This is a genomic window from Nocardia sp. FBN12 (assembly GCF_054031145.1).
Genome location: NZ_CM132926.1, coordinates 807946 through 821292, shown reverse-complemented (window position 1 = coordinate 821292; position 13347 = coordinate 807946). Strand labels below are relative to the sequence as shown.

Below are 13347 nucleotides of genomic sequence, written 5' to 3'. Positions count from 1 at the left end.
TGGCCGCAACGGGTGCGCCGCTACGCTGGGCGACTGGGTGATGCGGTCCCCGATATGTAGCGGACACGTAATATGGTTGCTACACATGCGGTAGGTCCGCCAACGGCCGGACCAGCGCGAATTCGCGGAAAGGGCTGAGATGGACAAGGCGACGCAGTTGGTCGAATTCGAGACCATGCTCCTCGGCCGCCACAGCCTGCGATCGCGCCGTGGCGCCGACGCCATGGACCGCAGTGCCTACATCTTGCTCAGCCGGCTGCGGATGGGTGGCCTGATGTCGATCGGGGAGCTCAGTGCCGCACTGGGTTTGGATGCCTCGACCCTCAATCGGCAGACCGCGGCCATGATGCGGGCCGGCGTGGTCGAGCGCATTCCGGATCCCGAGGGCGGGATGGCGCGGAAGTTTCGGGTCACCGTCAAAGGTGAGCGCCGGTTGAATGCCGAACGGGCGCTGATCGTCAACGCACTGGATTCGATCCTCGCGGACTGGCCTGCCGAGGATGTCGCCGCATTCGTCGGCTACCTGCGACGATTCAACACCGATATCGAACGCCGGTCCGGCGAGTACTGGCCACGGCCGCTGGCGACGATGCCCGCGGATCACTAGCGGCACTGCGACCTACATCACGATTGCGCGCTGAACTCTGCGCGCGCAGCGATGTGTACTGTACACATGAAATGCAGCATGCATATCTTGTGCTCTGTACATAACTTTCTGATTGTCGAGAGGAGCGGTACGTGGGGATCTCAGCTGAGAGGGGCCGACCCGGAGTGGTCGTGGGCGTCCTCGCCTTCGGCGGCACTGTCGCCGCGATCACGCAGACGGCGGTCGTGCCGATCATCGGGGAACTTCCGGGACTGCTCGACACCAGCGCCGCCAATGCCTCCTGGGTGATCACGGTGACGCTGCTCGTGGGAGCGGTGTTCACCCCGGTCGCGGGCAAGCTCGGTGACCTGTACGGCAAACACCGCATGCTGCTGGTCTCCGGCGGATTCCTGATCGTGGGCGCCGCGGTGGCCGCCATGTCCAGCTCGCTGGTACCCATGCTGATCGGCCGCGGAATCCAGGGCATGGGTGTCGGCTTGATTCCGCTGGGAATCAGCCTGATGCGCGATGTGCTGCCCGCGGAGCGGCTGGGTTCCTCGATCGCGCTCATGAGCGCCTCGCTCGGCGTCGGTGGCGCGTTGGGTCTACCGGTGTCGGCCGCGGTCGCGCAATACGCGAGCTGGCGGGTGCTGTTCTGGGCCGCGGCGGCGCTCAGCGCGCTGGTGATGGTGCTCATCGTGACTCTGGTCCCGGCCGAGGCGAAGCGCGGTGACGCGGGCGGACGATTCGATTTCGTCGGCGCGGTGGGACTCGGCGCGGGGCTGGTATTCCTGCTTCTGCCGGTGTCGAAGGGCGCCGGGTGGGGCTGGACCAGCGCCACCACGCTCGGCCTGTTCGCCGCGTCGGCGATAACGCTGGTCGCATGGGGATGGTGGGAACTGCGCACCGCCGACCCGCTCGTCGATCTGCGCACCACGGCGCGACCGCAGGTACTGCTGACCAATGCCGCATCCGTCCTGGTCGGCTTCGCCATGTACGGCCAGGCGCTGATCGTGCCGCAGCTGATGCAGCTGCCGACCGCCACCGGCCACGGCATGGGACAAACCATGTTGAGCATGGGCCTGTGGATGGCGCCGGGCGGCCTGATGATGATGGCGTTGTCGCCTGCGGGCGCGAAACTCTCAGCCGCGCGCGGACCCAAGGTCACCCTCGCGGTCGGGGCGCTCGTCATCGCCATCGGCTACGGCTCTTCGGCCGTGCTGATGGGTTCGACCTGGGGCCTGATGACGATGGTCTGCATCACCAATGTCGGCGTCGGCCTGGCCTACGGCGCCATGCCCGCCCTGATCATGGGAGCGGTGCCGCTGTCGGAAACCGCCTCCGCCAACAGCATCAACACGCTGATGCGCTCGCTCGGTACCTCGGTGTCGGCCGCCGTCGTCGGAGTGGTGCTGGCCAATATGACGACCGACTTCGCCGGGCATGCCGTGCCCTCGGAGACCGGTTTCCATGTCGGGCTGCTGATCGGTGCCGCGGTGGCGCTCGTGGCGGCCGGGATCGCGTTGGCCATTCCGCGCCGATCGGCCGAGCCCATCGATCTCGATGCCGAACTCGCGACCCTGCCGACGCAGTCGGTGGCGAAGGCCTAGGACCGTTTGATCCCGGCGAGCACCGCCCGCAGGACATTCACGTCCGGGGCGGTGCTCAGCTGGTTTCGGGGTGCCCTGGCGAGGAGTGCGCCCTCGTCGATGAGGTCGCCGACGAGAACCTTCGTCGAGGTCAGTGGTAGGTGGAGATGGGCGGAGACCTCCGCGACCGACAGCGGGGAACGGCACAGGTCGACGATCGCGTCGTATTCGGGCCCGAGCAGGCGGGATCGGACACCGGAGCGCGCGGCGACGAGCAAGGTGGTGAGCTCGAGGTCGTGGCGCTGCGGTGTGGCGCGCCCGCCGGTGACGGCGTAGAGGCGGACCAGCGGGCCCGCCTCGTCCTCGTACCAGTGTTCGCGTTCGTCGCTCATGGCCGCGGCGCGACGGCCGGGAACTGGCCGGAGATCGCCGACTCGGGGTCGGCCGCCTCGGCCAGCGCGGTCGGGATCAGCACCACGACCCGGACACCGCCGTAGACCGATTCCGAGAGCCGCACCACGATGCCGTGCCTGCCCGCCAGCGTGGCGACGACGAACAGGCCGAGCCGTGAGGTACCCGACAGCGCGCCGACGCTGAACGCAGGCGGGTCGGCCAGCATCGCGTTGCGCTCGGCCGTATCGGTCTCCGACATACCCAGACCCTGGTCGGTGATCTCCACCGCGACCCCACGCCCGACCACGATCCCGGACACCACGACCTGGGTTTCGGGTGGGGAGAAGGCGGTGGCGTTGTCCATCAGCTCGGCGAGCAGGTGGATCACGTCGGCGACCGCGTGCCCAGCGATCCGCACCTGCGGCATCTGCTTGGCCACGATCCTGGTGTAGTCCAGGCTTTCCGCGATCGCGCCGCGCACCAGTTCGAGCAGCGGGACCGGCTTGCGCCACCGTCGACCCGGCTGTTCGCCGCCGAGGATGATGAGGTTCTCGGCATTGCGCCGGGCCCGGGTGGCCAGATGGTCGAGCTGGAAGAGCAGCTCGAGCTGATCGGCATTGCTCTCGTCGCGCTCGGCGCGGTCGAGCAGCGCGAGCTGGCGGTGTACCACCACCTGGCTGCGGTGCGCGATATCGACGAAGACGGTGTTGATCCCGGCCTTGGTCTCGGCCTCTGCGACGGCGGCCGACATCGCGGCGACGTGGGCGCGGTTGAACGCCGCGGCCACCTGGCCGAGCTCGTCGGTGCCGAAGTCGAGGCGCGAGGCCTCGGTCGTGGTATCGACGACCGCACCGGCCGCGACCCGGCGCATCACGTCGGGCAGACGCTCGTCGGCCAGTTCGAGGGTGTCGTGGCGCAGGCGGTGCATCCGCGCGATGAACCGATTCGCCATCACCAACGCGACGAGGAACGCGGCCACCGCGGCGAACGCGATCAGCGCGCCGCCGAGCAGCGCGCTTTCGGTGTCGCGTTCGCCCTGTTGCCTGGCGATCAGATGAGCGTCACCGCTCTGGTCTTCCCACAGTTTCTGCAACGCAAGGCCGACAGATCTCGACGCGTCCTGCCAGGCCGCCAGACTGATCGGAAGTTCTGTCTCCCCGTCCTTTTCCGATACCGGTCCGCGCAGGAGCATCGCGTCCTGCATCGCGATCACCTGCTGCCACTGCGGACTCGCGGTGATCTCCGAAAGCTGTGCCAGGCGGTGACCTTTCAGCACCGTCGCGGAATAGGCGGCCTCACCCCGGAACTCGCCGACCCGACGGCCGAAATCGACCACCTCGGCACTGGTCATCCGACCCGTGGTCAACGCGACCGAACCGAGGGTATCGGCCTGCGACAGCGCCTCGGCCGCCCGCAATTGGTCGACGGCATAACCCAATTCGATACCGACCTTCGCCTCCGGCGCGACCCGGGCCGCCAGCATCGACGCGGCGATGATCGTGCCGATCACCCCGGTGTAGAACTCGAAAACCTCACCGGCGGGAATCTGGGTGGCTTCGACGCCATTGCGGACGACCGGCACCATGGCGAAGAGTTTGTTGTACCCCTCGATATCCTCCCGGGAACCGTCGGGATTCAGCGCGCGAGCCGCGTCGCCTTTCGCGATCACCGCGGCGAGCGCCTCATCGGAGCGCTGCTTGGCAGTGACCAACGCGGGTGCTGACGACACGTCACCGGCCAATCGCAGCAGCGACAACCTGCGCTCTTCCTGGAATGCCGAAACCATGAGAATCGCGGGCGCGGTGGTGCTGCTCGCCAAGTCGGCCCATTCGGTGGAATCCCTGGCCGAATTCACCAGGTAAACAGCGCCGCCACCACCGACCACCACAAGCATGACGCTGGAGATGAGCACCATCGACAGCAATCGGATACGGACACTGACCCGGCCACGAACACCGGTACGCCTGATCTTCAATTCTGAATCTTTCCACTCCCCGGAACGCCCCGGCGCCCCGCTGCGCGCAGGTGCCGGTAATGGGCCACCCACCACGCGTGTCTCGCCGTGAGACTAACCGACTGCTTGACCGGGCGCGTGCTGTAGCCGAATGTCGAAACAGACGGTGTATCAGGCAAACTCGCAGCGTTCGGTGAGCCGCGCTAGGAGTGCGGTGCCGCTGCCCGCACGCGATGGTTCGACAGATGACTCAGCACCGCCTGATTCGCCTCCCACCCGTCGGGGAACTTCACCGGAACCCCGAGATGGACCGGGTCGGCGGAGGGGTGGGCGTCGAGGAGTTCGGGGATGCCCGCGCGGCCGACCAGGATGCAGGCGTGGCGGTGCCGGGAGGCCAGCACGCACAGCCGGCCTGCCTCCAGATGGAAGGCGCTGGCGTCGCGACGGCCCGAGAGCGGGTGCAGCACCAGGGTGACGTCGTATTCGCGGCCCTGGAGCCGGTTGGCGGTGTCGACGGTGACCGGTTCGGCGCAGGTGCCGCGCAGCGCGGTGCGGATGGCGTCGGCCTGGTCGCGGTGCGCGGTGCCGATCGCGACCCGGTCGGTGGTCACGGGGTGACTGCCGGATTCGGAATGCGCGGTGGCGCCGCGTTCGATCAGCCGCGCGGCGATCGCGGCGATCGCGGCCACGGCTTCACGGTCGGTGCGCAGGGTGTGCCGGGCGGGCAATTCGTACCAGCCCCAACCGGATTCGGCCGCCTCCTCCAGCACCTCGTCGATCGGGCCGCCCATGCCACGGGTCGTGAAATCCATTCGCCGGTCACCGAATCCGGTGCCGGACTGGAATTCGGTGAAGGGGTAGAACGCTGCCGAGACCACCGGTGCCGCGGTGGCGGGCAGTCGCCAGGACACGGGCAGGCGGTGGGTGGGGATGTTGTCGTTGTTGGCCAGCATCACGCTGACGGCGCTCATCGTCGGGTCCCAGGTGAGTCCGGCCCAGCGCGCGGTTTCGACGGTCGCGAACGGGTCGAGTTGCCCCGGGTCGCCCACGAACAGCCCCCGATCGAACCGATTCGCGATGCGCAACAACATGTCCGAGCGCATCTGGTACGCCTCGTCGATAATCGCGTGCGTCCAGGTGCCCTCGGTGATGGTGGCCCATTTGGCGGCGGTGCCGATCACGATGGCGCGATCCTCGAGGTCACCCGGCTGCTTGGCGACGCGCACAGTGCTGTGCCGGTCCACCCGGTCGCTCACCACGTAGGCCGCGCTGGAGAGCCGTCCGATCCGCAGCGCGGGGTCGGCGACGGCAAGGCGGTCGATGAGGTCGTCGACCTGCTCGTTGGTCTGGGCGACGATCATCCGCTGGTCGCCGTCCTCGGCGAGCTGGCGGGCCGCACGGACGACGAGGGTGGACTTGCCCGCGCCTGGTGGTGAGTCGACGACGATCGCGCGATGGCTTTCGTCACGTAGGTCGGTGAGGATTCCGGCGACTGCCGCGTCCGGGGTGGTCACTGGAGTTCTTCCCCCTCGTCGTCGGTGGGCGGCGTCCATTCCGGCGGCGGACCACCGTGGGTCCACGGAGTTTCCTCGCGCGCGGGCAGATTCAGCATTCCGTTGAACGGTGTCGGTTTGAAGCGGGCGAAACCGAGGTCCTCGCCTTCCTCGGGAACACTGCCCGGCTCGGCGACGAGTTTGCGCCCCATACCGCCGGACAGTTCGAGAACCACGCTGTCACCGTCGATGTCGACTACCAGCCCGGTCTGCTTCGGCCGTTCGACGCAGGTCAGTTCTTCACCGACCACCGCGACAAACGGATCGGTTGTTCGAATGTGGATGTGCGGGCGCAGTTTCGGCCGCGAACCCGACCGGTCGAGACGCTCCGGCTCGGCGTGTACGACGGTGCCACGGAAGGCCGCACCGCTGACGCGGTGTTCGAGCATGCGCAGCGGATCATCGAAAGCACACTGCGCCTGCAATGCCTCCAGAGCGCGTTCGCGCTCGAGCAGCCTGCGCACCGCCGGAACGGCGGAATCGCGGCGGGCCTGCGGAATCCCCTCCGCGACATCGGCGGCGAAGCGGGAGAACGCACCGCGATCGTCGGTCCATCGATTCTCGACGCTGGCACCTTCCGGCAGTGCGCGCAGCAGCTCGATCGAGCGCCACATCAGCTGCCAGGTGGGTTCGAGCTGACCGCGCAGCGAACGCTCCAGCCGTTCGGCCGCGACAGATCTGGCCGAGTCGTCGGGTGCGGCGTTGTAGGCGGCGATCAGCGGCGCCAGTTCTTCGTTGTCGAATCCGGGATCGGTGGCCGGGCCTGCGGGCGGTGACAGCAGCGGATCTTCCGCCAGGGCAGCGGCTTCCGCGCCGGTCAGCCCGGGTGGCGGATCGATCCAACCGAGCAGCGCGGTGAGATTGCCGTCTTCGAGGGTGGACTGACCCGATGCCCAATGCGACGACAGCACCGACGTCATCGCGGGCAGCACCGCCGACCCGGGGTGTTCGGCCCGATCACCGAACCAGGTGAGCCACCGCCCGAGCAGCGGAATCGACTCGGGCACCGGGTTGTCGCCGTCCACACGATGAAATCGCACCGAACGTCCCAGCAGTTTCAGGAAATTCACGCCGCCGGGATTGGGTGTCCACATCTGCGGCGCGTCGAGGCACCGGGTGTAGGTCTCGCCCGCTTTGCTGGTGAGCTCCTCGGTCTCGACGAGAAACATCGAAAGATAGGGCAGCACAACATCAGCCAGCTGTTCGATGAACCGCAACCGCAGCACTCGGTCGCGCGGCTGGGGCACCGTCAACACGTTCTGGTCGCCGACCGAGGTGCCGATCATGATCGCCACCGGCGCCGCCGCCTCCCCCGCCAGCCGCAACGGCACGGCGACCAGCGGCCGCTCGGCGAGGTGGAGGTGGCGCACCGCCGCGGTCGCCTGCGCACGCCCGGCCCGCACGGCCTCGGCCTTGGCCAGGGCCGCCAGCACGCTCATCCGGCGATCTCCCATCGCAGCCGGTGGGCGGTCCGCAGCATGGCGGTGATGTCGGCGTGTTCGGGGCCGGGTTCCAGTGTCCCGTCGGCCAGGCCGAGGACGGTGTGGATGTTGTCGATGCCGCCGACCACATCGCACACCCCGCGCCCGAGCGCGTCCACCGAACCACAGGTGCGGGCCTCGTCGCGGCAGGCGAACGCGAGCTCACAACTCGACATGCACTCGGGCGCGTAGCGAGCCGGGATGGCGGCGATCGTCTTCTCGAGGTTCTCCCCCGGCGCGAAGGTCGCCTCGGGTGGCAGCAGATCGAGCAGATCGGGAATCGCGGTGAGCCTGGTCAATTGACGCGAGACCGTGGCGAGTTGTTTGCGCAGATCCACCAGTTCGGCGGTCGGCCGGTTCGAGAAGTCCTTCGCGCAGACCAGAATCGCGTTGTGCGACACGATCTCCGGCGACTCGCCGATCTCGGCCATCAACTCGCGCAACGCGATCACATACACCGCGGACTGGCGCGCGGCGGCCGCCACCTGCGCCGGATCGGCCTGCCCGTCGATCACCGGGAACGCCTTGACCTCCACCACATGGAACTTGCCGTCCACTTGCACGGCCACCACATCGGGTTCGAGATAGGCGGTGGCACCGGCGATATCGAGCCGCAGCATGGGGTGATCGAACAGCGTGCCGTCGCCCGCCGTGATCGTGCTCTTCAGCAATTGCCTGGTGCGTTGATAGCGCACCGCGTTGCCGGTGTTCTCCCCCACCGAATTGAGGTCGTGGTAGGCGACTTCGGGAATGGTGAGGCCCAGCTTTTCGCGCAACAGGGCGAGCAATTCCGCGCAACCATTCGCCTTGACCATCGCCTCGAAAGCGTTGCCGCGGGTGATGGCGAATTGGGACTGACCGAATTGCGGTGGAAATCCGAGCGATTGGGCGATCACGGTTTTGTCCACCGCGGCCGCGTCGAGCAGGGCGCGGCGGGCACATCCGGGATTGGCCGTCAGCGCGGCGATGGTGCGGGCATTGTGTCTGGTGGCGGGGACTTCGCCCCGCAATTCGTCCAACTGTGTTGCGAGAGTGCTCATTTCACCTCGATTCGTCGCCGATCGGCTACGCCGAGCCGAACACCGAATAGTTGTGCGGCCGGATCCGCCAGCTGATCCGCGGCCCGGCGCGCGGCCGACGCACGCTGGGACGCGTCCTCGTCTTCGTGCACCGCCAGCTCCCGCCGGGCGGCCTCGATCACCTGCGCCGGGTCGAGCGAATCCGGGGCGGTGGAGATCCCGGGAATCGACACGGCGAGCCGCCACAGTACGCGCACACCGGACGTTTCCCGGGCAGGCTGCGCCGAAAGATGTTCCGCCAAGCGAATAGCCGACACCAGCAGCCCCACCCGCGGGCTCAACGGGCCGACCATCCGCCTTTCCAGTGGCCACGAACTCACGGCCATCAACCCGCGCGCGGGTGCGAGCAGATCCGTGGTGAGCGCCGCGCACAGGTAGTACGGGCGCGCGTACGGCGCCGCCCGGAAGGAGCGTTCCTCGTCGCGCCGCAGACTGGTCAGCCGGGCGGGCAGCAGCTCCCCGGAGAAGAACGCGTCATGTGTCGCGAGCACCAATTTCGGCGACGACGGCACCGACAACAACGTCAACGCGCGATGCACATGCTCACGCACCGGCACCCCTGGCGCCTCCGCGGCCTCATCCGGAATCGACCCGAGAACCGCCGCGTCCCACGCCGATTCGGCCTGACGCAACTGCGCCCGCAATTGCCGGGCCCCCGCCCGATCCCCACCGGCGGCCGCCCGTCGCACCTCGGCCCGCAAACCGGAGATGCGCACCTCCAGCTCCTCGGCCGAGTCCGTCACGAGTCGGAGCGTATCCACAGCTACCAGTATTGTCCAGTAAATCCCAGTATTTCCGGCAGCGCCGAACGGTAACCCCGCACACCCGTACACCCGGACTCATGATGCGAGCACCGATAGCGACCGAATAACCTGGGGCAATGACCGCAGTCGCAGATCGTTCCCTCGGACCAGAATTGGCGCGTACCGAAACCATCGCCCCCGACACCGACGTGCTGGTGATCGGGTTGACGTCGTCGGAGAACGGCCCCGCCATCGTCCCCGCCGACCTGTTCGGCGACGTGCTCACCGCCGAGGTTCGCGCGGAACTGCTGGACGCTCTCGGCTCGGTCGGCGCCAAGGGCAAGGCCGAGGAACTCACCAGGGTGCCCGCGCCGTCCGCCCTGGCCGACGTCACCAGCGTGCTCGCCGTCGGACTCGGCGCGGCCGAGAAGGTCGACGCCGAACAGGTGCGCCGCAGCGCCGGCGTCGCCGGGCGCGCGCTCAGTGGCACCGAACTCGTCGCCACCACCCTGTCCGGCATCGACCTCGGTGCCGCGGCCGAAGGCTTCTACCTCGGCGCGTACACCTTCTCCACCTTCAAGTCCAAGAGCGCGCCCAAGCCGGACGAGCGTCCCGTGGTCCGCCTCGAATTGCTGGTGCCCGAACCGGAGTTCGGCACCCTGGAACTACTGCGCGCACAGCTGGTGGCCGAAGCCATCGCCACCGCCCGCGATTTCGTCAACACCCCGCCCAGCGCGCTCTACCCCGCCGAGTTCGCCGACCGGGCCCGGGTACTCGCCGAGGGCGCGGGCCTCGAGGTCGAGGTGCTCGACGAGAACGCCCTCGCCGCGGCCGGGTACGGCGGCATCATCGGCGTCGGCCAGGGTTCCTCGCGGCCGCCGCGGCTGATCCGGATCAGCTACGCGGGCGGCCCGAAGAAGATCGCGCTCGTCGGCAAGGGCATCACCTTCGACACCGGCGGTATCTCGATCAAGCCCGCGGCCAACATGGAGAACATGACCTCGGACATGGCGGGCGCCGCGGCGGTCATCGCGACCGTGCTGCTGGCCGGGCGCCTCGGCCTGCCGGTCACCGTCACCGCGACCGTCCCGATGGCCGAGAACATGCCGTCGGCTACCGCCCAGCGGCCCGGCGACGTGCTCACCCAGTACGGCGGCACCACCGTCGAGGTCATCAACACCGACGCCGAGGGTCGCCTCATCCTGGCCGACGCCATCGTGCGCGCGGTCGAGGACGAGCCCGACTACCTGATCGACGTCGCGACCCTCACCGGCGCGCAGATGGTCGCGCTCGGCACCCGCACCCCTGGCGTGATGGGCACCGACGAATTCCGCGACCGTGTCGCCGCGATCTCGCGGTCGGTCGGCGAGAACGGCTGGGCCATGCCACTACCCGCCGAGCTGCGCGCCGATCTCAATTCCAAGGTCGCCGACCTGGCCAATGTGGCGCCGCACCGCTGGGGCGGCATGCTCTCGGCCGCGCTCTTCCTCAAAGACTTCGTGCCGGAGGGTGTGCAGTGGGCACACCTCGACGTCGCAGGTCCGGCCTACAACACCGGTGGACCGTTCGGCTACATCGGCAAGGGTGGCACGGGCGTTCCGGTGCGCACGCTGATCACCGTGATCGAGGAGATCGGCGCGGAGTAGTCACTCCTCCAGTTCGGCTTCGCGGGCCCGCCGCTGCTCGATGCGGCGGCGGGCATCGAAGTCGCGCATGCGTTGCGGATAGCCGGTGCGGTTGACGTCGTAGACCGGAATCTTCAGCGCACCCGCCAACCGGCGCGCACCCTTCTCACCGACGATGCGGCGGGTCCATTCGCCGTCCACGGCCACCAGCACTGCTGTGACATCGGTCACAGTTGTTTTGGGTTCGATGAACGCTTCGACGCCGCGCCGCGTCCGCGCCCAGTCCGCCAGGGCGCTCACCTCCGACGCGCTCTCGCGAGCGACTGACCTGCTCGCACCGCGCCCACCACGGAAACGATCCAGCAAACCCATCAGGCTCGACCTCCTACATTCCGGCGGAATTCTGCTCACCGCCGTACATTCCATGGTGCCAGCTTCGCCCGGATCGCCGCCCTGCGCCACACCCGCGACGGACGAGTGCAAGGATGGTTGCCGGAACAAGAACCAACGTTTCCCGGGTGCTTCGCCGAGACCGGCGGAGTGGACGAAAGCCGCGACCCGCGACGAATGTCCGCCGGGTACACACTGCAGAGGAGTCAGAGGACATGGCCTTCTCCGTCCAGATGCCAGCCCTTGGTGAGAGCGTCACCGAGGGCACGGTGACCAGGTGGCTGAAGCAGGAAGGGGACACGGTCGAGGTCGACGAACCGCTGCTCGAAGTCTCCACCGACAAAGTCGATACCGAGATCCCGTCGCCGACCGCGGGCGTGCTTTCCAAGATCGTCGCCCAGCAAGACGACATCGTCGAGGTCGGCGGTGAACTCGGCGTGATCAGCGACGCCGGCGAGGCCCCCGCCACCGCACCTGAACCGGCTGCCGCACCGGCCGCCGCCGAGCCGGCCCCCGCGCCCGAGCCCGAACCCGCCGCCCAGGCCCCCGCCGCCGAGGCACCTGCCCCGGCCGCCGCGCCTGCCGCGTCCGCCGCTTCCGGCACGCCCGTGAAGATGCCCGAACTGGGCGAGTCGGTCACCGAGGGCACCGTTACCCGCTGGCTCAAGGCCGTGGGTGACACCGTCGCCGTCGACGAGCCGCTGCTCGAGGTGTCCACCGACAAGGTCGACACCGAGATCCCCTCGCCGGTCGCGGGCACGCTGCTCGAGATCACGGCGCAGGAAGACGACGTCATCGATGTGGGTGGCCAGCTGGGTGTGATCGGTAGCGGTCAGCCCGCGGCTGCCGCGCCTGAGCCCGAGCCCGAGCCCGCCCCGGCACCGGCTCCCGCACCGGCCGCCGCTGCTCCCGCACCGGCACCCGCGCCGAAGCCCGCGCCGGCGCCGGCACCCAAGCCCGCTCCCGCGCCTGCCGCGTCCGCTCCTGCCCCGGCTTCGACTTCGGCCAACGGCAGCACCCCGTACGTGACTCCGCTGGTCCGCAAGCTGGCCGACGAGAACAACGTCGACCTGTCGTCCCTCACCGGTTCCGGTGTCGGCGGCCGCATCCGCAAGCAGGACGTGCTCGCCGCCGCCGAAGCCAAGAAGGCGCCCGCCGCCGCACCGGCTCCGGCCGCTGCCGCACCTGCGCCCGCGGCCAAGCAGTCCGCCGCCCCGAAGCTGGCCGCGCTCGTCGGCACCACGCAGAAGGCCAGCCGGATTCGCCAGATCACCGCGACCAAGACGCGCGAATCGCTGCAGAGCACCGCGCAGCTGACCCAGGTCCACGAGGCCGACGTCACCAAGATCGCGCATCTGCGTCAGCTCGCGAAGGCCTCGTTCAAGTCGCGCGAGGGCGTCAACCTGACGTACCTGCCGTTCTTCGCGAAGGCCGTCGTCGAGGCACTCGGTGTGCACCCGAACGTGAACGCGTCCTACAACGAGGACACCAAGGAGATCACCTACCACGCGTCGGTGCACCTCGGTATCGCGGTCGACACCGAACAGGGTCTGCTCTCGCCGGTCATCCACAACGCCAGCGACCTGTCGCTGGCCGGCCTGGCCCGCGCGATCGCCGACATCGCCAACCGCGCGCGCAACGGTGGACTCAAGCCCGACGAGCTGTCCGGTGGCACCTTCACCATCACCAATATCGGTAGCGAGGGCGCGCTCTTCGACACCCCGATCCTGCTCCCGCCGCAAGCGGGCATGCTCGGCACCGGCGCGATCATCAAGCGCCCGGTGGTGGTGACCGACGAGAACGGTGGCGAGTCCATCGGCGTGCGCTCGATGGTGTACCTGCCGCTCACCTACGATCACCGTCTCATCGACGGTGCCGACGCGGGCCGGTTCGTCTCCACCATCAAGCACCGGCTCGAGGATTCGGCGTTCGAGGCCGATCTCGGCCTGTAGCC

Annotated in this window: 11 protein-coding genes; 4 read left to right on the top strand and 7 right to left on the bottom strand. The window is 68.5% G+C overall.

Going from position 1 to position 13347, the window contains the following annotated elements; all coding sequences use genetic code 11:
- The first annotated feature begins 139 nt into the window (after positions 1-139).
- Both ACWZHB_RS04200 and ACWZHB_RS04195 read left to right on the top strand, forming a co-directional pair.
- Positions 140-607 (top strand): MarR family winged helix-turn-helix transcriptional regulator, encoded by a 468-nt coding sequence (locus ACWZHB_RS04200; RefSeq protein WP_427906610.1) that lies wholly within the window; start codon positions 140-142, stop codon positions 605-607.
- A 131-nt stretch (positions 608-738) separates the two neighbouring features.
- Positions 739-2196 (top strand): MFS transporter, encoded by a 1458-nt coding sequence (locus tag ACWZHB_RS04195; RefSeq protein WP_427906609.1) that lies wholly within the window; start codon positions 739-741, stop codon positions 2194-2196.
- Here ACWZHB_RS04195 and ACWZHB_RS04190 read toward each other — a convergent pair.
- From ACWZHB_RS04190 to ACWZHB_RS04165, 6 genes are all read right to left on the bottom strand, one after another.
- Positions 2193-2567 carry a DUF742 domain-containing protein gene (locus ACWZHB_RS04190; RefSeq protein ID WP_427906608.1) on the bottom strand — a complete coding sequence of 125 codons (375 nt, stop codon included), beginning with the start codon at positions 2565-2567 and terminating at the stop codon, positions 2193-2195. The genes ACWZHB_RS04195 and ACWZHB_RS04190 overlap by 4 nt on opposite strands.
- Complete coding sequence (locus ACWZHB_RS04185) at positions 2564-4543, bottom strand: sensor histidine kinase (RefSeq protein ID WP_427906607.1); 1980 nt, start codon at positions 4541-4543, stop codon at positions 2564-2566. Before ACWZHB_RS04185 ends, ACWZHB_RS04190 begins: the two co-directional genes overlap by 4 nt.
- A gap of 182 nt (positions 4544-4725) precedes the next feature.
- Entirely contained in the window at positions 4726-6036 is a 1311-nt protein-coding gene (locus tag ACWZHB_RS04180; RefSeq protein ID WP_427906606.1) for an AAA domain-containing protein, read from the bottom strand.
- Complete coding sequence (locus ACWZHB_RS04175; protein WP_427906605.1) at positions 6033-7514, bottom strand: hypothetical protein; 1482 nt, start codon at positions 7512-7514, stop codon at positions 6033-6035. Before ACWZHB_RS04175 ends, ACWZHB_RS04180 begins: the two co-directional genes overlap by 4 nt.
- Complete coding sequence (locus ACWZHB_RS04170; RefSeq protein WP_427906604.1) at positions 7511-8596, bottom strand: hypothetical protein; 1086 nt, start codon at positions 8594-8596, stop codon at positions 7511-7513. Before ACWZHB_RS04170 ends, ACWZHB_RS04175 begins: the two co-directional genes overlap by 4 nt.
- Positions 8593-9378 (bottom strand): hypothetical protein, encoded by a 786-nt coding sequence (locus tag ACWZHB_RS04165; RefSeq protein ID WP_427906603.1) that lies wholly within the window; start codon positions 9376-9378, stop codon positions 8593-8595. Before ACWZHB_RS04165 ends, ACWZHB_RS04170 begins: the two co-directional genes overlap by 4 nt.
- Positions 9379-9515: 137 nt before the next feature.
- On the opposite strand from ACWZHB_RS04165, the gene ACWZHB_RS04160 reads away from it, so the two are divergent.
- Positions 9516-11024 (top strand): leucyl aminopeptidase, encoded by a 1509-nt coding sequence (locus ACWZHB_RS04160; protein ID WP_427906602.1) that lies wholly within the window; start codon positions 9516-9518, stop codon positions 11022-11024.
- On the opposite strand, the gene ACWZHB_RS04155 is transcribed toward ACWZHB_RS04160, so the two are convergent.
- The gene (locus ACWZHB_RS04155) at positions 11025-11375 is read right to left on the bottom strand and encodes an oxidoreductase (RefSeq protein WP_427906601.1); all 351 of its coding nucleotides are present in this window, start codon (positions 11373-11375) and stop codon (positions 11025-11027) included.
- Between the two features lie 233 nt (positions 11376-11608).
- Between ACWZHB_RS04155 and sucB the strand changes: the two genes are divergently transcribed.
- Positions 11609-13345, top strand: coding sequence for a 2-oxoglutarate dehydrogenase, E2 component, dihydrolipoamide succinyltransferase (sucB, locus tag ACWZHB_RS04150; protein ID WP_427906600.1), 1737 nt, complete (start codon positions 11609-11611; stop codon positions 13343-13345).
- Positions 13346-13347: the final 2 nt, after the last annotated feature.